Origin of the sequence: Acidiplasma aeolicum (assembly GCF_001402945.1) — an archaeon.
In the GTDB taxonomy this organism is placed as follows: domain Archaea; phylum Thermoplasmatota; class Thermoplasmata; order Thermoplasmatales; family Thermoplasmataceae; genus Acidiplasma; species Acidiplasma aeolicum.
Genome location: NZ_LKBG01000181.1, coordinates 1 through 790, shown reverse-complemented (window position 1 = coordinate 790; position 790 = coordinate 1). Strand labels below are relative to the sequence as shown.

At 34.3% G+C, this 790-nt stretch carries 1 protein-coding gene; it reads right to left on the bottom strand.

All coding sequences use genetic code 11. The features are described from left to right. Window positions 1-17: 17 nt before the first annotated feature. Window positions 18-677 carry a DUF3834 domain-containing protein gene (locus AOG54_RS04255; RefSeq protein ID WP_048102403.1) on the bottom strand — a complete coding sequence of 220 codons (660 nt, stop codon included), beginning with the start codon at window positions 675-677 and terminating at the stop codon, window positions 18-20. Window positions 678-790: the final 113 nt, after the last annotated feature.

Genomic DNA, 790 nt, shown 5'->3' with positions numbered 1-790 from the left:
TTACATAAAAATATTTTTTATTTGTATTTGTTTACAAGCTCGGAAAATTTGCTGTAATCATCCGGCCTGTGGACATTAAGTTCAGAATTTTTCATTGTATTAATAATAAATTCAGGCGGGAATTTAATCGGAAGGTTGTCAACAATGAATTTTGCAGCTTCCTCAGGTTTCTCCTTTAATATTTTAATTCCAAGGTTATATGCATCAATGAATTCCTTGTCCTTTCCATTGAATATTGCGGCCCCGCAGCTACCAGGTATGTAAATGTTATATTTCTCAAAATATTTCTCAAGGCTTTCACCGCCCTCTGACATTGCCGGAACCACTGCAGAGTCAATCTCTCCTTTCTTCATTGCCTCCATGAGGTCATTTATTCCCTCATAATATTTGATTTCAACAGTCTTCCCAGTTTCACTAACGAATGCTCTAAACAGTATATCTGCCGCTCCGCCCTTTCTGGTTAATCCTATTTTATAACCAAGTTTTGGTATAACAACAGACAGGTGTTTTATTGTTACATAGCTTATGGGCAGGTTTCTTTTAATCAATGAGACTGTTGAATCAAGTATAATATCTGCCTTTCCCTCCTTCTGAAAATCTATATCAATATCATCTCTCTCCATCTTGGCCGCCACTATAGGGTAGCAGACCGGTCCAGGTGCTGCAATTACTTTCATAATACTATATGGATAAATAATTTATTAATGTAATGTTTCACATGATAAAAACATAAATGGTAAATAGTAAATGATTTATGTATTTATGAATGCCATTTTTAATATTAAATTTT

What these genes read in the sequence shown, in the direction of transcription:
- AOG54_RS04255 (WP_048102403.1), bottom strand. Translation starts at nt 677, where the DNA reads ATGAAAGTAATTGCAGCACCTGGACCGGTCTGCTACCCTATAGTGGCG.